This window comes from Achromobacter arsenitoxydans SY8, assembly GCF_000236785.1.
GTDB lineage: Bacteria > Pseudomonadota > Gammaproteobacteria > Burkholderiales > Burkholderiaceae_B > Achromobacter > Achromobacter arsenitoxydans.
In genome coordinates this window covers 103194-124427 of the sequence record NZ_AGUF01000042.1, presented here as the reverse complement: position 1 = coordinate 124427, position 21234 = coordinate 103194, and the positions used below count along the sequence as shown (strand labels likewise).

Below are 21234 nucleotides of genomic sequence, written 5' to 3'. Positions count from 1 at the left end.
GCGCGCCGAAACATCCAAGAACGCGGATTCCATCCGCATCGACTACGCAGTGTGAGGAGCATCAAAATGAGTGAAGTCCCGCGCGTTCCGCTATTGATCGGCGGCAAGCTTGTGCAGTCCAAAACCACCGAATGGCGAGACGTGATCAACCCCGCCACCCAGGAGGTCGTCGCCAAGGTTCCCTTCGCCACGCGCGAAGAATTGGATCTGGCAGTCTCCAATGCCAAAGAGGCCTTCAAGACCTGGCGCAACAGCGGGCAGGGCGCGCGCATGCGCGTCATGCTGAAGTTCCAGGAGCTGCTGCGCGCCAATACCGGCAAGCTTGCCGAGATGATCACCCGTGAACACGGCAAGACGCTGCCCGACGCCGAAGGCGAAGTGGGCCGTGGCCTGGAAGTGGTCGAGCACGCCTGCTCCATCGCCAACCTGCAGTTGGGCGAATACGCCGAAAACGCCGCATCCGGCATCGACGTCTACACCCTGATCCAGCCGCTGGGCGTGTGCGCGGGCATTACCGCGTTCAACTTCCCGGTGATGCTGCCCTGCTTCATGTTCCCGATCGCCGTCGCCTGCGGCAACACGTTCGTGCTCAAGCCGTCCGAGCAGGATCCGACCTCGTCGCTGTTCCTGGCCCAGCTTGCACTGGAAGCCGGATTGCCCCCGGGCGTGCTGAACGTGGTGCACGGCGGCCCCGAGACGGCCAACGGCCTGTGCGAACACCCGGACATCAAGGCGGTGTCGTTCATCGGGTCCACCCGCGTCGGCACCGAGATCTACAACCGCGCATCGGCTGCCGGCAAGCGCTGCCAGTCCATGATGGGCGCCAAGAACCACTGCGTGATCCTGCCGGATGCGGATCCCGAAGTGGCGCTGAACCAGTTGCTGGGCGCGGCCTTCGGCGCAGCCGGACAGCGTTGCATGGCCTCGTCGGTGGCGGTGCTGGTCGGCGAAGCGCGTAACTGGCTGCCCGACTTTGTCGAGCGCGCCAAGAAGCTCAAGGTCAATTCCGGCACTGACCGCGAAGCCGACCTGGGCCCGCTGGTGTCGCCCAATGCCAAGAAGCGCGTCGAGAGCCTGATCCAGAAGGGCGTGGACGAAGGCGCCAAGCTGCTCCTGGACGGCCGCAACCTGAAGGTCGCGGGCTTCGAGGAAGGCAACTTCGTGGGCCCGACGGTATTCGATGCCGTGACGGAAAACATGACCATCTACACCGAGGAAATCTTCGGCCCGGTCCTGTGCTGCGTCGGCGCGGAAACGCTGGAAGACGCGGTGGCCTTCATCAACCGCAACCCCAACGGCAACGGCGTGGCGCTGTTCACCCAGGACGGCGGCGCGGCGCGCTACTTCCAGAACAACATCGACGTGGGCCAGGTGGGCATCAACGTGCCCATCCCCGTGCCGGTGGCGTGGTTCAGCTTCACGGGATCGCGCGGCTCCAAGCTGGGCGACCTGGGCCCCAACGGCAAGCAGGCGGTGCAGTTCTGGACGCAGACCAAGACCGTCACCGCTCGCTGGTCTGCGCATGCCAAGACCGTGAACACCACGATCTCGATGCGCTGAAAGGGGGACGCCTTGCTCCTAAGCTTATACGAATAATTCATATAGCAAGGCGTTCTTATTACTTATAATTGGCCCGTCTATCAGGGGCCAATTAATGAACCTCCAGCAATTTCGTTTCGTTCGTGAAACCATCCGGCGCGACTTCAACCTGACCGAAGCCGCCCGGATGCTCTATACCTCGCAGCCGGGCGTGTCCAAGGCGATCATCGAATTCGAGGACGAGCTGGGCATCAAGATCTTCGAGCGGCACGGCAAGCGTATCAAGGGGCTGACCAAGCCTGGGCTGGCCGTCTCCCAGGTCATCGACCGTATCATGCGCGAAGTCGATAACCTCAAGAAGGTGAGCGACGAATTCGCGCGCCGCGACGAGGGCGGCCTGGTCATCGCATGCACCCACACGCAGGCGCGCTATCTGCTGCCCCGCGTGATTCCGGCGTTCCGCAAGCAGTTTCCCAAGGTCCACCTGTCGCTGGCGGAGGGCAGCCCCGCCCAACTGGCCGAAATGGTGCTGCACGAGCAGGCCGATCTGGCGCTGGCTACCGAATCGCTGGCGCTGACGCCCGGCCTGGCAACCCTGCCGGTGTACGCCTGGGAGCACACCGTTGTGGTGCGCCCGGACCACCCGCTGGCCGAACTGACGTCCAGCGCCGCCAAGCGCCTGTCGCTGGCCCAGCTGGCTGAATATCCCATCGTTACCTACGACCGCGCCTTTACCGGCCGCAGCACGATCGACGAGATATTCGCCAACCAGGGCATCCATCCGGACATCGTGCTTGAAGCCATTGATGCCGACGTGATCAAGACCTACGTGGACGTGGGGCTGGGCATCGGCATCATCGCTGGCGTGGCCTACGATCCGCGCCGCGACTCGAATCTGGTCGGACTGCCGGTGGGGCATCTCTTCGGCACGCACACGACCCGCGTGGGCGTCAAAGCGGGCGTGTTCCTGCGGGACTACGTCTACACCTTCCTGGAAATGCTGGCGCCGTCCCTGACCCGCGCCGTCGTCACCGACGCCGTCCAGGGCGCGCCCAAGTAGGGGCCGCTACCCCCGTCAACCGCGGAAAGCGCGGCGTCCTGATGGCGCCGCGCTTTTTTTTGCGCGGACAGGGAAGAGGCGGTGTTGCCGGCTATCCCTTTCCATAAGCTCATAAAAATAATTAAATAAGAACTGATCTCATTTGAGTTGACGAAAAAATAGGAATCATTATCATTACATCCAGGCTCAACGACCCAGTGAGGTTCATCATGACGGCAGGACTTAGTGCAGTAGTAGTGGGCGCCGACCGCCTCGGCAATATTCCCGATCTGCTCAAAGGACACAATATCTCGATCACGCACCACATCAGCGGGCGCGATCCCTCGCATCAGAAGAAGACGCTGCAGTTGCCGTCCGGCACTCAGCTGGTCATTTTGCTGACCGATTTTTTGGGGCACAACGTCATGAAGACCTTCCGCAACGCGGCTCAGCGCGGCGGCATCCGGGTCGTCGCTTGTCGCCGTTCGGTGTGCAGCATGCAGCAGGCCCTGCAGCAGTGCGGCCTGTGCCCGCGAGCCGGCACGGTCCACTGAGCGCAGGCGTCTTGCCGCGCAACTACGACTAACTGGGGAGGCCGGAAAGGCCTGCGGACTGAAAACCGCGAAGAGAAACAAAAACGCCGCCTGACGGGGATGTCAGGCGGCGTTTTGCATTCTGGGGGATGGCGCGCCGCCTTGCGGGCGTGCGAATATGCTGCTGAAGGGCGGGGCCGGTCAGTTGGCCGCGCGGGCCGATGCCATCAGGGTATTGTCCAGGCGGCGGGCGCCGTTGTAGCGCTTGGTCCAGTAGGCCATGGTCATGTTTTCGACGCGAACCACACCACCGGCGCTGGGCGAATGCACGAAGCGGTTGTCGCCGAGGTAGATGCCTACGTGGGAGTAGCGGCGGCCCATGGTGTTGAAGAAAACCAGGTCGCCGGCCTTGAGTTCGTTCTTGGCTACGGCCACGCCTTGCTGCGCGATTTCGGCGGCGTTGCGGGGCAGCTTCAGGCCCAGGGAACGTTCAGCGGAGTAGGCGACCAGTCCGCTGCAATCGAAACCGGTGTCGGGGGTGCTGCCGCCGAAGCGGTAGCGGATGCCCAGGTGATTCAGGGCTTCGCTGACCATGGCGTTGTCGCTATTGACACCCGAATGGGTGCGCTGGCGTTCGCGCTTGAATTTTTGCACCACCAGCATGCCGATGGGGTCATCAGCGGTGGCAACCCATTCCATCTCGTAGGGGTCGATCTCGGACGTATGGGCGGTTGACTTTTGGCTATTACTTGCACAACCCGCCAAACCCGCGACGCATGCAACCAGCGCGAGCATGCGCAGACCGCGCTTTGCCTGGCCGGAGGATGAATTGAATCGCGCGAGTAAGGAGTGTCGATGCATTCGCCTGGGGATGATTCGCCGATAACAGCACAAACCACGGCATTCGCCGCGGATGAGGCCGAAATGTCAGCAAAATCAACAATTGTGTGCAACTTCGCGGGGATTCTACCAAACTTTTAAGGCCAATTCGTGACGTAACGGCCCTAAATATCCATGCAGCGTGGACATTTGGAAGAAAATTTTGACTTGCGGCAAGCCTCGTGCAAGGTTCGCCTACCAGAATGGCCAAAAAGATTCGAAAAGAAATCAATCAGCCTTAAGGCCTATGAACAATACCAGGAGACAAAAATGCAAAGAACCCGGGATTTCCATTACCGCTCGGTACATGATCGCGACGCGTTCTGGCGCGAAGAGGCCAGCCGGATCCACTGGGAAACGCCGTTCGAGTCTGTGCTGGACTTCTCCCGCCCGCCATTCGCCAAGTGGTTTGTAGGCGGGCGCACCAACCTTTGCTACAACGCCGTCGACCGCTGGCTGCCTACCCAGGCCGACAAGCCCGCGCTGATCTGGGTGTCCACCGAGGTCGACCGGGAACAGGTCTACACCCGCCAGGACGTCTTCGAAGAGGTCAACGCCGCGGCTGCGATGCTGCGGGAACTGGGCGTGGGACGGGGCGACCGGGTGCTGCTGTACATGCCGATGGTGCCGGAAGCGGTGTTCACGATGCTGGCGTGCGCGCGTATCGGCGCGGTCCATTCCGTGGTGTTTGGCGGTTTTGCTTCCGTGAACCTGGCCCAGCGTATTGATGACGCCGCGCCCAAGGTAGTGGTGTGCACCGACGGCGGCAGCCGCGCAGGCAAAGTCGTGCCCTACAAGCCGCTGCTGGACCGCGCCCTGGGCCTGGCGAAGTCGCCTCCGGCGTCCGTGGTGGTGTTCGACCGCGGGCTGGCGCCGTTCGAACCCGTGGCGGGCCGCGACCTGGACTACGCCTCTCTGCGCGAGCGCCACCGCGGCGCCCGGGTGCCTGTGGAATGGCTGGAGTCTTCCGAGCCCAGCTACATCCTCTATACCTCCGGCACGACGGGCCGCCCCAAAGGCGTGCAGCGGGATACGGGGGGCTATGCCGTGGCGCTGGCGTCATCCATGGAATACCTGTTCGACGGCCGGCCCGGCGACACCTATTTCTGCACCAGCGACATCGGCTGGGTGGTAGGGCACTCTTATATTGTGTACGGCCCGCTTATCGGCGGGCAGGCCACCATCCTGTACGAAGGCACGCCGGTGCGCCCGGACGGGGCCATCCTGTGGAAGCTGGTCGAGCAGTTCGGCGTGAACACCCTGTTTTCCGCGCCTACGGCCGTGCGCGTGCTCAAGCGCCAGGACCCGGCGCTGCTCAGAAAGCACGATCTGTCGACGCTGCGGGCCGTCTATCTGGCCGGTGAACCCCTGGATGAGCCCACCGCCCAGTGGATTTCGGAAGGGCTGGGCAAGCCTATCATCGACAACTATTGGCAGACCGAATCCGGCTGGCCGATCCTGTCGGCCCAGCCCGGCGTCGAGAAAGTGCCCACCCGCTTCGGCAGCCCGTCGTTTCCGGTCTATGGCTTTGATGCGCGCATCGTCAGCGAATCCAATGGCGAGGACCTTGGCCCCGACCAGAAGGGCGTGGTCGCCATCGTGCCGCCGCTGCCGCCCGGCGCGATGTCCACTATCTGGGGCGACGACGAGCGCTTCGTGCAGACCTATTTCACGTCCATTCCGGGGCGGCAGGTGTACTCCACCTTCGACTGGGGGCTGGTGGACGCGGACGGCTATTGGTTCATTCTGGGGCGCACGGACGACGTGATCAACGTGGCCGGCCATCGGCTGGGCACGCGCGAGATCGAGGAATCGGTCAACAGCCACAACGGCATCGCGGAGTGCGCGGTGGTGGGGGTTGCCGACCCGCTCAAGGGCCAGGTCGCGATGGCCTTCGCCGTGCTGAAGAATCCCGCCGGCGCCGATACGCCGGAGGGGGCAAAGCAGCTGGAAGGCGATATCATGCGGCTGGTGGAGGAACAGCTGGGCGCGGTGGCGAGGCCGGCCAGGATCCGGTTCGTGGGCGCTTTGCCCAAGACCCGGTCGGGCAAGGTGCTGCGCCGCGCGATCGTCGCGGTGTGCGAAGCGCGCGATCCCGGCGACCTGACCACCATGGAAGATCCCAACGCCCTCGAACAGATCAAGGAGTCACTGCAATGAAAACCAAACCCGTGCTGAGCGCCGAAGACGTCAAGAAGATCCTGGCCGCGGCCGAAGCACACGCCTTGCAGAACAAGTGGGCCGTCACCATCGCGGTGACCGACGACGGCGGCCACCTGCTGGGCATGCTGCGCCTGGACGACGCGGCCCCGATCTCCTCGCACATCGCTCCCGCCAAGGCCAAGACCGCCGCCCTGGGCCGCCGCGAGTCGCGCATCTACGAAGAGATCATCAACAACGGCCGCTACTCGTTCCTGTCGGCGCCCCTGATCGAAGGCATGCTCGAAGGCGGTGTGCCGGTCGTGGCTGACGGCCAGGTCATCGGCGCGGTGGGCGTCTCGGGCGTGAAGTCCACCGAAGACGTGCAGATCGCGCAAGCAGGCATCGCAGCGCTGGGCCTATGAGCCAGGCGCTTCCGCCGGAAACGCCAGCCGGCGTTTCCGCGCAGGCCGCCGGGGCGGCGGACGCAAGTCCGCTGAACCCTGGCGTCGCCAAGCGCGAAGTCTGGGCCTGGGCCATGTACGACTTCGCGAACTCCGGCTACACCACCGTCATTCTGACGGCGGTCTTCAGCACCTATTTCGTCGGCGTGGTCGCCGGGCGCGCGCACTGGGCCACGCTGGCATGGACCGCGGCGCTGTCGCTGTCCTACCTGCTCATCATGCTGACCATGCCCACGCTGGGCGCCCGCGCCGACGCGCGGGCAAGCAAGCGCCGCCTGCTCTACACCAGCACGGCGGGCTGCGTGGCGGCCACGCTGGTTCTGACTCAGGCCGGACCTGGCGACGTGTGGCTGGCGCTTGCCGCCATCGTGGTGTCCAACTACTGCTATTGCGTCGGCGAATCCGTCGTTGCGGCGTTCCTGCCGGAACTGGCCAAGCCTGCGGCGCTGGGGCGCGTGTCCGGCTGGGGCTGGAGCTTCGGCTATTGCGGCGGCATGCTCACGCTGGGATTGTCCCTGGTCGTCGTGACGCTGGCCGAGGCGCGCGGCGCCACGGCGGAACAGTTCGTACCCTGGGTCATCTTGGTCACCTGCACGGTGTTCGCGCTGGCCGCGCTGCCTTCGTTCCTGCTGCTGCGCGAGCGCGCCAAGCCGCAGCCCGGCAACCAGGCCGCGCTCGACATGCTGCGGCGCCTGGCCTACGCCTGGCGCGAAACCGGGCAGCACTTCCCGGAGTTCCGGCGCCTGCTCATGTGCATCGCCTGCTACCAGGCGGGCATTTCCGTCGTGATTACGCTGGCCGCCGTCTATGCGTCGGAAGTCATGGGATTCACCACGCCGCAGATCATGCTGCTGGTCTTTACCGTGAACATCGGCGCGGCGGCGGGGGCGTTTTCGTTCGGCTATGTGCAGGACCGCATTGGCCACAAGCCGGCGCTGGCCATCACGCTGTGCGGCTGGATCGTGATGGTGCTGGTGGCCTATGCGGCCGTGACCGCGCCCGTGTTCTGGGTTGCCGCCACGCTGGCCGGCTTGTGCATGGGCACCACGCAAAGCGCGGGGCGGGCGATGACCGGCGCGCTGGCGCCCGCGGGCCGCCTGGCCGAGTTCTATTCGCTGTGGACCTTCGCGGTGCAGCTTGCCGCGGTGATCGGGCCGCTGACCTACGGCCTGGTGACCTGGGGCACGGAGGGCAACCATCGCCTGGCCATTCTGGTCACCGGGCTGTTCTTTGTGGGCGGACTGGTCCTATTGTCGCGCGTGGACATGAAGGGCGGCCTGGCGCGCCGGGCCGCCTGAACGCGGTATACGCCAGGCCCGCGCCGGCTGCTATCCTTATGGACTGCCCGGCGCCGCCTCGACCATGCGGCGGCGCCTGCTGAATGCTTGGCATTGTTTTCGCACTGTGCGCTGGTGCGTTGTTTGCTTGTGCATGCCGTGCGGGGCCGCCTTCGGGCGCCGTTCCGCCCTTTACCGGCGCTGCCAGGTCGCTGCGCTACACGCAAATGCGCGGGCTCCGGCCCGCTTTTTGCGTAAGGTGCCCGTAAGAGCGTGGCGATACGGTTGCAGGTGGGTAATAAAAAAGCGGCATAAACAACAGAATCACCGATTGGAGACAAAGATCATGTCGAACGCTATTGAGTCCGTCCTGGTGGAAAACCGCGTGTTTCCGCCGCCCGAGCGCGCGTCGCAGGGCGCCGCGATCCCCAGCATGGATGCCTACAACGCGCTGTGCGCGCAGGTCGAGAACGATTTCGACGGATTCTGGGCGGGGCAGGCCCGTGACAACCTGCAGTGGACCAAGCCTTTCACGCAGGTCCTGGACGAATCCGATGCGCCGTTCTATCGCTGGTTCGGCGACGGCGAACTGAACGTCTCGGCCAACTGTCTGGACGTCCACCTTACCAACGGCAATGCCGACAAGACGGCCATCATCTTTGAATCCGACGACGGCAAGGTCGACAAGGTCACCTACCGTGAACTGCTGGCGCGCGTGTGCCGCTTCGCCAACGGTCTGGCCGCGCAGGGCTACAAGAAGGGCGACCGCGCCATCATCTACATGCCCATGTCGATCGAGGCGGTCGTGGCCATGCAGGCCTGCGCCCGCCTGGGCGTGACGCACTCGGTGGTGTTCGGCGGCTTCTCGGCCAAGAGCCTGCAGGAACGCATCGTCGATGTGGGCGCCTCGCTGGTCATCACCGCCGACGAACAGGTGCGCGGCGGCAAGACCATTCCGCTCAAGCCCGCCGTGGAAGAAGCCATCGCCATGGGCGGCTGCGAAGCCGTCACCAAGGTCATCGTGTACCGCCGCACGGGCGGCAAGGTGCAATGGAACGAAGGCCGCGACCTCTGGATGCACGACGTCGAGGCCGGCCAGCCCGACACCTGCGAACCCGTCGCGGTCAACGCCGAACATCCGCTGTTCATCCTGTACACGTCTGGTTCCACTGGCAAGCCCAAGGGCGTGCAGCATTCGTCGGCGGGCTATCTGCTGTGGGCGCTGCTGACCGTCAAATGGACCTTCGACGCGCGCAAGGAAGACGTCTACTGGTGCACGGCCGATGTGGGCTGGGTCACTGGCCACACCTACATCACCTACGGCCCGCTTGCCGCCGGTCTGACGCAGGTCGTCTTCGAAGGCGTGCCCACCTATCCGAACGCGGGCCGCTTCTGGGACATGATCGCCCGCCACAAGGTCACCACGTTCTACACCGCGCCCACTGCGATCCGCTCGCTGATCAAGGCGGCCGAGGCCACGCCCGAGGCGCATCCGCAGAACTACGACCTGAACAGCCTGCGCATCATCGGCACGGTGGGCGAGCCCATCAATCCCGAGGCCTGGATCTGGTATCACAAGAACGTGGGCCGCGAGCGCTGCCCCATCGTGGACACCTGGTGGCAGACGGAAACCGGCGGCCACATGATCACGCCGCTGCCCGGCGCCACGCCCACCAAGCCGGGCTCGTGCACGCTGCCCCTGCCGGGCATCGCCGCAGCCATCGTCGATGAAACCGGCGGCGACGTCGACAAGGGCAATGGCGGGTTCCTGGTCATCAAGCGCCCGTGGCCGGCGATGATCCGCAACATCTGGGGCGACCCCGAGCGCTTCAAGAAGAGCTACTTCCCGCCGGAACTGCGCGGCTACTACCTTGCAGGCGACGGTGCGCAGCGCGACGCGGACGGCTACTTCTGGATCATGGGCCGCATCGACGACGTCCTGAACGTGTCGGGCCACCGCCTGGGCACGATGGAAGTCGAATCCGCGCTGGTGGCGCATGAAATGGTGGCCGAGGCCGCCGTTGTGGGACGCCCCGACGACACCACCGGCGAGGCCGTCGTCGCCTTCGTGGTGCTCAAGCGTTCGCGTCCGGAAGGCGACGAGGCGCAAGCCATCGCCAAGCAACTGCGCGACTGGGTAGCCCGCGAAATCGGCCCCATCGCCAAGCCCAAGGACATTCGCTTCGGCGACAACCTGCCCAAGACCCGTTCCGGCAAGATCATGCGCCGCCTGCTGCGCGTGGTCGCCAAGGGCGAGGAAGTCACCCAGGACGTGTCCACGCTCGAGAACCCCGCCATCCTGGAGCAGCTGTCCAAACCCCTGTAATCCAGTCCGGCCGGCTTCGGCCGGCCATTTGCAGCGCGACAGGCGCATAATGTCTACGCCCGTGCCGGCAAATTCCGGCACGGGCGTATTCTTTTGCCATTGTCTTTCCTTTGTACGGAGTCTCACCCGTGAGCAGCAGCAGTTTCGATCGCGCAGGGCTGGCCCTGATGTTCAGCACCATCCTGGTCTGGGCGGGCAGCTGGATCGCGATGAAGCTGATCGTTCCCTACATCGGCCCGTTCGATTTCGTGGCGCTGCGCTACGTGGTGGGCAGCCTGGTGCTGTTCGTGCTGGTGATCGCCACGCGCCGGCCGCTGGCGATGCCGCCCTGGAAACTGACCCTGCTGATCGGCCTGACGCAGACGGCCGGATTCCAGGGGTTCGTGCAGACCGCGCTGGTGTCGGGCGGCGTGGGCAAGGTTTCGCTCATGGCCTACACCATGCCGTTCTGGGTGATCCTGTTCGCCTGGTGGCTGCTGGGCGAACGCCCCACGGCCCGGCACGGGGCTGGCATCGCGCTCGCGGCCATCGGCCTGGTTTGCTTCGTGGAGCCATGGAACGGGCTGGGCGACATCCGCCCGGTGCTGCTGGGCCTGGGCAGCGGCCTGTGCTGGGGTGTGGGCACGGTGCTGTCCAAGCGCATGTTCGAGCGGCATGCGCCCGACGTGATGACATTTACGGCCTGGCAGATGCTGTTTGGCGGCCTGGTCATGGTGCCTGTGGCCTATCTGGTGCCGCAGATGACGGCGCAATGGGGCTGGCCGCTATGGACCGGCATGACCTACATCGTGCTGATCGCCACTGCGGCGGGCTGGCTGCTGTGGCTGCAGGTGGTGCGCCGCGTCCCCGCGTCGATCGCCGGCCTGTCCAGCCTGGGCGTGCCGGTGGTGGCCATGCTGCTGGCCTGGGCGATCCTGTCCGAAAAGCCCACGCCCGTCGAATTGGGCGGCATGGTGCTGATCCTGGCGGGCATCTGGGTGGTGAGCCGCGCGGCGCCGGCGGCTCGCGCCGACTGAATTTCCTGACGACCTTCTTCTATCTTTCCTGGAATCTCTCATGATTGATCTGCGTAGCGACACTGTCACCCGGCCCGGCGCCGCCATGTTGCAGGCCATGACCAGCGCGCCCCTGGGCGACGATGTGATGGGCGACGATCCCACCGTCATTCGCTTGCAGGAGACACTGGCCGAGCGCACCGGCAAGGCTGCCGGGCTGTTCTTTCCTTCCGGCACGCAAAGCAATCTGGCCGGGCTGATGGCGCATTGCGAACGCGGCGACGAGTATCTGGTCGGCCAGTTGGCGCACACGTACAAGTACGAAGGGGGTGGGGCGGCGGTGCTGGGCAGCATCCAGCCGCAACCGATCGAGCACGCGCCGGACGGCTCCCTGCCGCTGGAAAAGCTGGCCGCCGCGCTCAAGCCCAAGGGCGATCCGCACTTTGCGCGCACGCGTCTGCTGGCCCTGGAGAACACCTTCCACGGCAAGCTGATCCCGGCCGCCTACATCCAGGCCGCGACGTCGTGGGCGCGTGAACACGGTCTGGGCACGCACCTGGACGGCGCGCGCGTGTTCAACGCGGCGGTGGCCAGCGGCAAGCCCGTGGCGGACCTTTGCCAGCCGTTCGACTCGGTGTCCATCTGCTTTTCGAAGGGCCTGGGCGCGCCGGTAGGATCGGTGCTGGTGGGCAGCCAGGAGCTGATCGCGCGCGCCCGCCGCTGGCGCAAGATGCTGGGCGGCGGCTTGCGCCAGTCCGGGGTGCTGGCGGCGGCCTGCCTGTATGCGCTGGAACACAATGTGGAACGGCTGGCTGAAGACCATGCGAACGCCAGGCAATTGGCCGAGGGCCTTCGCGGCATTCCCGGCGTAAAGGTGCTGAGCCAGGACACCAATATGGTGTTCGCGGAATTCGAGCCGTCCCGCTGCGACGCGCTGACGGCCGCGTTGGCGCAGGAAGGCATCCTGATGCGCGCCGTCTATGGCGGCCCGACCCGCCTGGTCACGCACCTGGACGTGTCCGCCGATGATGTGCGGCGCGTGGTCCAGGCGGTGGCCCGCCTGCTGGCATAGGCCCGGGCGTTGTCAGGCGCTGGCGCGCAGTACGTCCGCCAGTACCGAGACCATCGCGGCCTGAGCCGCCGTCAGCCGTGATGGGCACGGCTGTCGGCGGGCGCCTCACTGCGTTCGTTCATGCCGTAGTCGCGCAGCACCTGCGCAACGCGCAGGCGGTAGCCCTGGAAAACACCGCCGCGCCCGGCTTCCTGCGCGCGGCGGTGCGATTCCAGCGACCGCCACTGCCGGACGGCGGCCTCATCGCGCCAGAACGACAGCGACAGCAGCTTGCTTGGCGTGGAGAGGCTCTGGAACCGTTCGACGGAGATAAACCCGTCCATGGTCCGCAGCTCGTCGATCAGCCCGGCGGCGATGTGCAGATAGGGGGCGGGATCGCCATGGGCGGGCTCGACTTCGAAAATCACGGCAATCATGGTTTGCTGTCCTCAAGAAAATCAAATTGGGGCACGCGCGCGTTGGGCAGCGCGCGATAGCGGAATCGTGCCGCCAGCGCCGACGGGTCCACGCCTGCGCGCAGCAGGTGCACGCTTGCGTCGGCGGCGTGGCGGCGGGCGGGAAGGCCGCCGGGGCAGGCATGATTGTGTGCGCCGAAGGTCCAGCCGGCTTCGGGCTGGATCATGGTTGCGGCGGCAAGCACCAGCAGGACGGTCTGGCCGGCCTCGATGCGCTGTCCGCCGATCTGGGCGGCTTCGGCCATGAAACGCCGGGTGTTGTGCAAGGGCGGGTCGTGGCGCACGACCTCGTCGATCAGCGCTTCGGCGTCCTCGGGTGTAATCGCCGCGGGCGTCCGGCGGCGTCCGGCCATGACGAGCGCATTGCCGAGCAGTCCGGCGCCCGCCTCGCAAGATTGGAAGAGCAGGCCGGCCAGGTTGGCCGCCAGCGATTCGCGCGCGATGCCGGCCTGGGCCGCATCCGTGCATAGCCTGTGCAGCGCCGGGCTGGCGTGCTGGCCGGTCAGGAGCGTTTCCAGGCGGCCCAGCAGGCGGGCGGCGGCGGCATGACCGGCGGCGATTCTACCGGCGCCCGCCTGGGCGGGAAGCGCGGACAGGAAGCCGCCGATATCCGCCGCACAGTCGGCATGCAGGTCGCGCTCAAGTCCGAGGAACGCGGCCTGCGCATGCACCGGCGCGGCGTACAGATAGCCGTCGATGCCGGCGGCATCGTGCGGCGCGGGCGGCAGCCATGCCGGTGAAGTCGGCGCGGACTGCTGCTGGGCTTGAATGAAGACCGCGAGCAGCCCCTTCAGGCGCGTATGCGCCGCGCTGTCGTTCATACGCACAAAGCGGCTAAACATGTCGCCCGCGGCGCCTGGGCACAGGCCCCGCGGCACAGGCTCGGCCACTGGCCGCACGCGGGCGGCGGGGTGGCGCATGACGGCCGAGATGGCGTCGGGATGCGCCGCGATCCACATGTCCAGCGCCGCGTCGCGATAGAGCGGCCGGTCGCGCGCCAGCGCGGCGTAGTAAGGGTAAGGATCGGGATGCGTGACGGCATCCAGGGGATGGGCGGGCTGCATGGCGATGGCGGGCAGTGGAAGTTGCCGCCAGTATCGTTCGGCGCCTCAGACAACGATTCGGCGTGCGGCGAACTATGCCTGCGCCGCGCTGTCCTCCGCCAGCAGGGCCGCGTAGCCCAGGCGCGAATCCGGCCATTGAAGCGTCAATCCGCTGGCGCGCAGCCGGGCGTTGCTGAGCTTCTTGCTGCCGACATTGGCGGGCGCAGGCGCGATGCGCGGCTCGGGGGCGCCGATCATCCTGGCCAGTTCCGCATACAGGACGTGCAGGGGCAGCGGGGTGTCGTCGCAGCCGATATAGATCGGTTCGACCTCGGGGAGCAGCGCCAGATGGACCACCGCGGCCGCCGCGTCGTCGATATGGATCCGGTTGGCCCAGTGCTCGGGCTGGACCGGCGCGCCGGCCGCGCCGCTGCGCAGGCGTTCGATCAGCTGCAGCCGGCCCGGGCCGTACAGGCCCGCGAACCGCACGGCGGTCGACGATACCGGTTGCGCCGCAAGCGCCGCCTCGGCCTCGAGCAGCACGCGGCCATTGAAGCCCTGAGGCGCGGGCGGCGTGTCCTCGGTCACCCAGTCGCCGTGATGTTCGCCATACACCGCGCTGGACGAAACGAACACAATGCGCTGCAGGCGGGAGCCATCCAGGGCCTTGAGCACGTTTGCCAGGCCGTCGACGAACACGCCCCGATAGGCCTCGGGATCGCGCCCGCCGGGCGAGGGCAGATGGATCAGCCGGGTCACGCCTTGCGGCAGGGCGGGCAAGGTGTCGGGGCGGGTGATGTCGCCCTGCAGCCACTGGATGCCGCTGTCGTCGCCAGCCGGAGGATGGCGGCGCAGGGCATGGACCTCGTCGCCGCGCGCCAGGAAGCGGCGCGCCACGCGCAGGCCGAGGTCCCCGCAGCCAATGAGAAGTACGCGTTCGCGCATGATGTCGCTCCTGGTGGTCGGAAAAAAGGCGCCCCGCGGGGCGCCTTTCGGGCGGGCGCGGACGCCCCGGGGATTACATGCCGCTGTAGACGGGCCCCTCGCCGCCCTGCGGGGCCACCCAGACGATGTTCTGGGTGGGATCCTTGATGTCGCAGGTTTTGCAATGCACACAGTTCTGCGCATTGATCTGCAGGCGGTCCTCGCCGTGGTCGTCCTTGACGAATTCGTACACGCCCGCCGGGCAATAGCGCGATTCGGGGCCGCCGTACTTGGCCAGGTTGACCTTGACCGGCACGGACGCGTCCTTGAGGGTCAGGTGGACGGGCTCGTTTTCGTCGTGGTTGGTGTTGGAAATGAACACCGAGCTGAGCTTGTCGAAGGTGAGCTTGCCGTCGGGTTTGGGGTAGTCGATGCGCGCGCATTCCGATGCCGGCTGCAGACAGGCGTAATCGGGCTTGTTGTGGCGCAGCGTCCAGGGCATCTTGCCCTTGAACAGCAGTTGTTCGACGCCGGTCATCACCGTGGCGATCGTGCGGCCCTTCTTGAACCACTGCTTGAAGTTGCGCGCCTTGTTCAGTTCGGCGTGCAGCCAGGAGGCTTCGAAGGCCTTGGGGTAGGCGGTCAGCTCGTCCTGGCGGCGGTCGGCGGTCAGGGCGTCGAACGCGGCTTCGGCGGCCATCTTGCCCGACTTGATGGCGGCGTGGCTGCCCTTGATGCGCGAGGCGTTCAGGAAGCCGGCTTCGCAGCCGACCAGCACGCCGCCGGGGAACGTGAGCTTGGGCAGCGCCAGCAGGCCGCCCGCCGTGATGGCGCGGGCGCCGTAGGCGATGCGCTTGCCGCCTTCAAAGGTGCCGCGGATGGCCGGGTGCGTCTTGTAGCGCTGGAATTCGTCGAAGGGCGACAGCCAGGGGTTGGCGTAGTCCAGGCCGACGATCATGCCGACGGCCACCAGGTTGTTGTCCAGGTGATAGAGGAACGAGCCGCCGTAGGTGTCGGCGTCCAGCGGCCAGCCGGCGGTGTGGATCACCAGGCCGGGCTTGGACTGGGCCGGATCGACTTCCCACATTTCCTTGATGCCGATGCCGTACGACTGCGGATTGCGGCCGTCGTCCAGCTTGTAGCGTTCGATGAGCTGTCGGCCCAGCTGGCCGCGCGCGCCTTCGCCGAACACCGTGTAGCGCGCATGCAGTTCCATGCCGGGCTGGTAGTGATCGGTATGGGAGCCATCGCGGGCCACGCCCATGTCGCCCGTGGCCACGCCGCGGACGGCGCCGTTTTCGTCGTACAGCACTTCAACCGCGGCAAAGCCCGGGAAGATGTCCACGCCCAGCGCCTCGGCCTGTTCGCCCATCCACTTGACGACGTCGCCCAGACGGACGATGTAATTGCCTTCGTTGTGGAAGCATTGCGGCAGCAGCCAGTTAGGCGTGGCGCGCGCGCCGGTTTCGGACAGGAACAGGAACTTGTCCTGCGTGACGGGCACGTTCAGCGGCGCGCCTTTTTCTTTCCAGTCGGGGATGAGCTCGGTCAGCGCCAGCGGATCCATGACGGCGCCGGACAGGATGTGCGCACCCAGTTCAGCGCCTTTCTCAAGTACGCAGACGCCGATCTCTTGATTCTTTTCAGCGGCCAGCTGCTTCAGACGGATTGCTGTGGCAAGGCCGGCGGGTCCACCGCCAACCACGACCACGTCATATTCCATCGACTCGCGTTCAGACATTTGCAAAGCTCCCCGTATGTATTCCATATATGGCTGGAAGTATTATCGGCGATTGTATTGCAGGCGGAGGTCGAGTATGTCTTCGCATTTCTTTTAGCTCAGAGGAGTAATCGGTGAACCCGGACAATATGTCTGCGCGGCTTCTTGCGGTGGGCGACACCCATCAACTGGAATTGCCCTTGCGCTGGGGCGATTCAGACGCCTTGAACCACTTGAACAACACGCTGTACTTCCGCCTGATGGAAGAGGCGCGCATGCAGATCCTGTATGGCGCGGGCTTCGAACTGCCAGCCGACAACGGCGCCATCCTGGCGCACGCATCCTGCGATTTCCTGCGTCCGCTGACCTATCCGGCCCAGGTGCGGGTCACGCACACCGTCACTCGCATCGGCCGCTCCAGCGCCGAATTCGAGCTGCTGCTCGAAAAAGTGGGCGACGCGGCGGGCCCCTATGCCCGCGGGCGCAACGTGCTAGTCTGGATGGACTACGTGGCCAATACGTCCGCGCCGTGGCCACCCGAGGTCCTGGCGCAGATGGCCACGCAGTTCACGCCGGCCGCGTGACCCGGCGTCGGGCCATGTGCGGCAACCGGCCAAAATAGCGCGTGCTTTGGCCGGGCATGCCGGTAAAATCTAGCGCAAAATCAAAAAAGCAATGAGGGCGCGCCACCCTCGGCGCCGCCGCTCCACGGACATCGGGCCTTGCCGCGATGCTCATGAAGCTGGCGCCGGCAGCCGCGCCCCAAGGAAAGAAAGGGCTTGCCCCGGTTTGCCGCCCCCTTTGCGGGGCCCCGACGCGCAAGCGGCGGGGCGGGCTCTCTTTGGTTCGACCTTAACTAGGAGTTGGAGCGATGGACAAGGTTTATGCAAGCGCCCAGGAGGCGCTGGCAGGCATCGTCAAGGACGGTCAGATGATCGCCGTCGGCGGTTTCGGCCTGTGCGGTATTCCCGAGGCGCTGATCGCCGCGTTGCGCGATTCGGGCGTCAAGGACCTCACCTGCATCAGCAACAATGCGGGCGTCGATGGTTTCGGCCTGGGCCAGTTGCTCAATACCCGTCAGGTGCGCAAGATGATCGCGTCCTACGTGGGCGAGAACAAGGAATTCGAACGCCAGTTCCTGTCGGGCGAGCTCGAGCTCGAATTCACGCCCCAGGGCACGCTGGCTGAAAAGCTGCGCGCCGGCGGCGCCGGCATCCCGGCGTTCTTCACCCGCACCGGCGTGGGCACCATCGTCGCCGACGGCAAGGAAATCCGCGAATTCGACGGCCATCAGTACGTGATGGAGCGTTCGCTCGTGCCGGACGTGTCGCTGGTCAAGGCGCACATCGCCGACCGCAGCGGCAACCTGGTGTTCCGCAAGACCGCCCGCAACTTCAATCCGAACGTCGCCATGGCGGGCAAGTTCACGGTGGTCGAAGTCGAGGAAATCGTCGACACCGGCAGCCTGGACCCGGACCAGATTCACCTGCCCGGCATCTATGTGCAGCGGATCGTGCTCAACACGACTCCCGAAAAGCGCATCGAACAACGCACCACTCGCCCGGCCTAAGGAGAAGACGACATGGCATGGTCCCGCGATGAAATGGCGGCGCGCGCGGCGCGCGAGCTGCAAGACGGCTTTTATGTGAACCTGGGCATCGGCCTGCCCACGCTGGTCGCCAACCACGTGCCCAAGGGCGTGGAAGTGTGGCTGCAATCCGAAAACGGCCTGCTGGGCATCGGCCCGTTCCCCACCGACGACGAAGTCGACGCCGATCTCATCAACGCCGGCAAGCAGACGGTCACGACCCTGCCGGGGTCCTCGATCTTCTCGTCGGCGGACTCGTTCGCGATGATCCGAGGCGGCAAGATCAACTTGGCCATCCTGGGCGCGATGCAGGTCTCCGAAAAAGGCGACCTGGCCAACTGGATGATCCCGGGCAAGATGGTCAAGGGCATGGGCGGCGCGATGGACCTCGTGGCCGGCGTCGGCCGCGTGGTGGTGCTGATGGAACACGTCGCCAAGAAGAAGGACGGCACGGAAGACATCAAGCTGCTGCCCGAATGCAACCTGCCGCTGACCGGCGTCGGCGTGGTCGACCTGATCATCACCGACCTGGGCGTGATGGAAGTCACTGAAAACGGCCTGAAGCTGCTGGAAACGGCGCCCGGCGTGACGGTGGACGAGATCAAGTCCAAGACCGGCGCGAAGCTGGACGTGTCGGCGGTCCAGTAAGGATTCTTCGCCCGTATGAAAAACGCCCTTCGGGGCGTTTTTTTCGTCTCGCGCTAGCGCGATGCCGAGCGCGGAATGGCGGCTAGGCGGCTTCCTGCAGCAGCATGCCCACGTGCGGGATGCCGTCTTCCATGTACTCGTCGGTGACCGGCACGAAGCCGTGGCCGCCGTAGTAGTTCTTCAGGCGGGCTTGTGCGCCCAGGTAGACCGGCTGGTCCGGCCAGAGCCGCTGCGCCTCCTGCTTGGCGCGGCGCATCAGTTCGTGGCCCAGGCCCGTGCCGCGGGCGGCCGGCGCTGTGATCACGCGGCCGATGATGGCGCGGCCGTCATTCAGGGCGGGCTCCAGCAGCCGGCAGTAGGCCAGCAGCGCGCCGTCCTTCCATGCCATCAGGTGCTCCGTCTGGCCCTGCAGATCCTTGTCGTCCATGTCCAGGAAGACGCAATGCTGTTCCACCACAAAGACTTCCGAGCGCAGGCGCAGGATGGCGTAGAGCTCGGCCGTGGTCAGTTCGGCATGGGGTTTGCAGGTCCAGGCGGGCAGCATGCGGGCGATTCCAGATAGCGGGATGAAAATGCGGGGCAACTAGCGTACATCAAGCTGGCCCCGTTATTTAAACGGTATTGTTACATCCGATCACGGGTATACCCTTAGTATGAAAATCTATTTTCTTAACTAAAATTTGTGTGTAAACAGATTTACACAAACCCCGCCAAGAATTTCCCGTTGATGAACAAGGCCGCACTCACGATCGCTGATCGGATCGCCCGGGCCCAGCCCGCGCTGAGCCGGACCCAGCACAAGATGGCCGAGTACGTCCTGGCGCATCAGTTCCGCGTCGCGACCATGACCATCGACGAGTTCGCCGTGGCGGTGGGGGTGTCGGTGGCCACGGCCAATCGTTTCGCGCGCGCCCTGGACCTGCCGGGCTACCCGCAATTTCGCGCCGAACTGGCGCGGGGCTTCGAGGCCGCGCTGGAACCCGTTGAAAAGCTGCGCACCGAACTGGCCCACTCGGCCAGCGCCGTCCAGATCTTCGCGGCCACGCTGGAAGAAGACATCCGCAACGCGCAGCGCAACCTGCAGGCGCTGGATTCCGCCGCCTGTGAGCAGGCGGTCGACGCCATCCTTGGCGCCGACCGGGTCTTCATCATCGGTTTCGGCGCCAGCGGCTTCCTGGCGGGGCTGCTGCAGCGCGGCCTGTGCATGCACCTGCACTCGGTCGAATCGCTGGCCGGTCCCGGCGGCGTGTCGCACGCCGCGCGTCAGATGTCCCGCATGACCGCCAAAGACCTGGTGATCGCCATCGGCTTTCCGCGCTACCTGGCCGACACCGTCACGCTGGCCGGCGCGGCCAAGCAGGCCGGCGTGCCCGTGCTGGTGCTGACCGACAAGCCCACGTCCCCGCTGGCGCCCACGGCATCCGTCGTGCTGTATGCGTATTCCGCGCGCCAGCTCATTCCCAATTCCGAAACCGCCGCGCTCGGGCTGATCGAAGCCCTGTCCGCCGCGGTGGCCTATCGGGCCAAGAATTCCGTCGCGGCCGCCGCTGGGGTGACCCAGTCCGTGATGCCGTGGCTCATCCATGGAGTAGGTAAACGATGATTCAACCCGTGATCGCCATTCACGGTGGCGCCGGCGCGATGTCCCGCGCGGCCATGTCGCCCGAAAAAGAACAGGAATACCTGGCCGCCCTGGAGTCCATCCTGACCGCCGGCCAGGCCGTGCTGGCCAAGGGCGGCAGCGCCCTGGACGCCGTCACCGAAGCCGTGCGCCTGCTCGAGGACTGCCCGCTGTTCAACGCCGGCCATGGCGCCGTGTTCACCAGCGCCGGCACGCACGAGCTGGACGCCGCCATCATGGACGGCGCCACGCTGCGTTCGGGCGCCATCGCCAACGTGAACCGCGTGCGCAACCCCGTGTTCGCCGCGCGCAAGGTCATGGAAAACAGCAAGCATGTCTTCTTCGTGGGCGAGGGCGCGGAAGCGTTCGCCCGCGACGAGGGCCTGGAACTGGTAGACCCGTCCTATTTCTCGACCGAAGCCCGCCGCGAACAGCTGTTGCGCGTGCAACGCGAAACGCCTGACGCCGCCGTGCTGGACCACGACGGCCAGGCCATGGTCGCCCGCGGCCAGCCGGCTCCGGCGGACCCGCTGGACGCCGACAAGAAGTTCGGCACTGTGGGCGCGGTGGCGGTGGACGCCCAGGGCAACCTGGCCGCGGCCACGTCCACCGGCGGCATCACCAACAAGCAGGTCGGCCGCGTCGGCGACGCGCCGCTGATCGGCGCCGGCACCTATGCCAGCAACAAGACCTGCGCCGTGTCCACCACGGGCACGGGCGAAATGTTCATCCGCATGGTCGCCGCGTACGACGTGGCGGCCCAGATGGAATATTGCGGTGCGTCGCTGGAAGCGGCGGCGGATCGCGTCGTGATGGAAAAACTGCCCACCATCGGCGGCAAGGGCGGCCTGGTGGCCGTCGACGCCCAGGGCAATGTGGCCTTGCCGTTCAACACGGAAGGCATGTATCGGGGTTACGCCCGCGTAGGCGAAAAGCCGGTTGCCGCCATCTACCGATGAGCGGCGGCGGGTT

General features: G+C 65.8%; 20 protein-coding genes. 14 read left to right on the top strand and 6 right to left on the bottom strand.

Translation table 11 applies throughout. The annotated features are described in order from the left end of the window. The first annotated feature begins 66 nt into the window (after positions 1-66). The 3 genes from KYC_RS10895 to KYC_RS10885 all read left to right on the top strand — a co-directional run bounded on the left by KYC_RS10895 (position 67) and on the right by KYC_RS10885 (position 3132). A complete protein-coding gene (locus tag KYC_RS10895) occupies positions 67-1560 on the top strand; it encodes a CoA-acylating methylmalonate-semialdehyde dehydrogenase (protein ID WP_008161941.1) in 1494 nt (497 codons plus the stop codon). A gap of 94 nt (positions 1561-1654) precedes the next feature. Continuing rightward, positions 1655-2599, top strand: coding sequence for a CysB family HTH-type transcriptional regulator (locus KYC_RS10890; RefSeq protein WP_008161940.1), 945 nt, complete (start codon positions 1655-1657; stop codon positions 2597-2599). Between the two features lie 209 nt (positions 2600-2808). Continuing rightward, positions 2809-3132 (top strand): DUF2325 domain-containing protein, encoded by a 324-nt coding sequence (locus KYC_RS10885; RefSeq protein WP_035212827.1) that lies wholly within the window; start codon positions 2809-2811, stop codon positions 3130-3132. A 180-nt stretch (positions 3133-3312) separates the two neighbouring features. On the opposite strand, the gene KYC_RS10880 is transcribed toward KYC_RS10885, so the two are convergent. After that, entirely contained in the window at positions 3313-3972 is a 660-nt protein-coding gene (locus KYC_RS10880) for a C40 family peptidase (protein ID WP_043518110.1), read from the bottom strand. A 153-nt stretch (positions 3973-4125) separates the two neighbouring features. On the opposite strand from KYC_RS10880, the gene KYC_RS10875 reads away from it, so the two are divergent. The 6 genes from KYC_RS10875 (at position 4126) to ltaE (ending at position 12263) form a co-directional block, all read left to right on the top strand. Then, entirely contained in the window at positions 4126-6150 is a 2025-nt protein-coding gene (locus KYC_RS10875; protein WP_274428494.1) for a propionate--CoA ligase, read from the top strand. Next, a complete protein-coding gene (locus KYC_RS10870; RefSeq protein ID WP_008161933.1) occupies positions 6147-6554 on the top strand; it encodes a GlcG/HbpS family heme-binding protein in 408 nt (135 codons plus the stop codon). Before KYC_RS10875 ends, KYC_RS10870 begins: the two co-directional genes overlap by 4 nt. Next, positions 6551-7891: an MFS transporter gene (locus tag KYC_RS10865; protein WP_008161932.1), complete on the top strand. Its 1341-nt coding sequence runs from the start codon at positions 6551-6553 to the stop codon at positions 7889-7891. The genes KYC_RS10870 and KYC_RS10865 overlap by 4 nt, the downstream gene beginning before the upstream one ends. A 325-nt stretch (positions 7892-8216) precedes the next feature. Then, positions 8217-10196 (top strand): acetate--CoA ligase, encoded by a 1980-nt coding sequence (acs, locus tag KYC_RS10860; protein WP_008161929.1) that lies wholly within the window; start codon positions 8217-8219, stop codon positions 10194-10196. Positions 10197-10324: 128 nt separating this feature from the next. Beyond that, entirely contained in the window at positions 10325-11212 is an 888-nt protein-coding gene (locus KYC_RS10855) for a DMT family transporter (protein ID WP_008161927.1), read from the top strand. A gap of 40 nt (positions 11213-11252) precedes the next feature. Beyond that, positions 11253-12263, top strand: coding sequence for a low-specificity L-threonine aldolase (gene ltaE / locus KYC_RS10850; protein WP_008161926.1), 1011 nt, complete (start codon positions 11253-11255; stop codon positions 12261-12263). Positions 12264-12334: 71 nt separating this feature from the next. Here ltaE and KYC_RS10845 read toward each other — a convergent pair whose 3' ends face one another. From KYC_RS10845 to KYC_RS10830, 4 genes are all read right to left on the bottom strand, one after another. Beyond that, positions 12335-12679: an antibiotic biosynthesis monooxygenase family protein gene (locus KYC_RS10845; RefSeq protein ID WP_008161924.1), complete on the bottom strand. Its 345-nt coding sequence runs from the start codon at positions 12677-12679 to the stop codon at positions 12335-12337. Continuing rightward, the gene (locus KYC_RS10840) at positions 12676-13782 is read right to left on the bottom strand and encodes a cytochrome P450 family protein (RefSeq protein WP_008161922.1); all 1107 of its coding nucleotides are present in this window, start codon (positions 13780-13782) and stop codon (positions 12676-12678) included. The genes KYC_RS10845 and KYC_RS10840 overlap by 4 nt, the downstream gene beginning before the upstream one ends. Positions 13783-13854: 72 nt before the next feature. Continuing rightward, the gene (locus KYC_RS10835) at positions 13855-14706 is read right to left on the bottom strand and encodes an NAD-dependent epimerase/dehydratase family protein (RefSeq protein WP_008161920.1); all 852 of its coding nucleotides are present in this window, start codon (positions 14704-14706) and stop codon (positions 13855-13857) included. A 73-nt stretch (positions 14707-14779) separates the two neighbouring features. After that, entirely contained in the window at positions 14780-16426 is a 1647-nt protein-coding gene (locus KYC_RS10830) for an electron transfer flavoprotein-ubiquinone oxidoreductase (protein ID WP_008161918.1), read from the bottom strand. A 128-nt stretch (positions 16427-16554) separates the two neighbouring features. Between KYC_RS10830 and KYC_RS10825 the strand changes: the two genes are divergently transcribed. From KYC_RS10825 to KYC_RS10815, 3 genes are all read left to right on the top strand, one after another. Further along, positions 16555-16989 (top strand): acyl-CoA thioesterase, encoded by a 435-nt coding sequence (locus KYC_RS10825; RefSeq protein WP_008161916.1) that lies wholly within the window; start codon positions 16555-16557, stop codon positions 16987-16989. 287 nt (positions 16990-17276) lie between these two features. Continuing rightward, complete coding sequence (locus KYC_RS10820; protein ID WP_008161914.1) at positions 17277-17975, top strand: CoA transferase subunit A; 699 nt, start codon at positions 17277-17279, stop codon at positions 17973-17975. Positions 17976-17987: 12 nt separating this feature from the next. Continuing rightward, positions 17988-18641 (top strand): CoA transferase subunit B, encoded by a 654-nt coding sequence (locus tag KYC_RS10815; RefSeq protein WP_008161912.1) that lies wholly within the window; start codon positions 17988-17990, stop codon positions 18639-18641. Positions 18642-18723: 82 nt separating this feature from the next. Here KYC_RS10815 and KYC_RS10810 read toward each other — a convergent pair whose 3' ends face one another. Beyond that, a complete protein-coding gene (locus KYC_RS10810) occupies positions 18724-19182 on the bottom strand; it encodes a GNAT family N-acetyltransferase (RefSeq protein WP_100148288.1) in 459 nt (152 codons plus the stop codon). Positions 19183-19368: 186 nt separating this feature from the next. Here KYC_RS10810 and KYC_RS10805 point away from each other — a divergent pair, with 186 nt between their 5' ends. Both KYC_RS10805 and KYC_RS10800 read left to right on the top strand, forming a co-directional pair. After that, positions 19369-20244, top strand: a complete 876-nt coding sequence (locus KYC_RS10805; RefSeq protein WP_008161908.1) for a MurR/RpiR family transcriptional regulator — start codon at positions 19369-19371, stop codon at positions 20242-20244. Further along, positions 20241-21221, top strand: a complete 981-nt coding sequence (locus KYC_RS10800; RefSeq protein ID WP_008161906.1) for an isoaspartyl peptidase/L-asparaginase family protein — start codon at positions 20241-20243, stop codon at positions 21219-21221. The genes KYC_RS10805 and KYC_RS10800 overlap by 4 nt, the downstream gene beginning before the upstream one ends. Positions 21222-21234: the final 13 nt, after the last annotated feature.